This window comes from Psychrobacter sp. TB20-MNA-CIBAN-0197, assembly GCF_040309765.1.
GTDB classification, from domain to species: domain Bacteria; phylum Pseudomonadota; class Gammaproteobacteria; order Pseudomonadales; family Moraxellaceae; genus Psychrobacter; species Psychrobacter submarinus.
Window position 1 is genome coordinate 1 of sequence record NZ_JBEOPC010000944.1, and the last position, 257, is coordinate 257.

1 pseudogene is annotated in these 257 nt (G+C 56.8%); it reads left to right on the top strand.

From position 1 onward, the window contains the following. Positions 1-21: 21 nt before the first annotated feature. Positions 22-257: pseudogene (locus AAEY83_RS16660) on the top strand (arginyltransferase); the annotation flags it as partial.

Genomic DNA, 257 nt, shown 5'->3' on the forward strand with positions numbered 1-257 from the left:
TGCCAGAATTGCAATGCGTGCGTGCCTGCGCGCATTCCCTCCGCACAATTCATCACCAATCGCCAGCAAAAGCGCATCTACAAACGCAACGCGGATTTGCAGGTGCAGCCGGTCAAACCGCACTTCAGCGAAGAATATTTCGACCTGTACCAGCGCTACATAGAACAGCGCCATGCTGACGGCGACATGTACCCGCCAAGCCGCGATCAGTTCTCGACGTTCCTGGTGCGTGACCTGCCCTTCTCGCGCTTCTACGA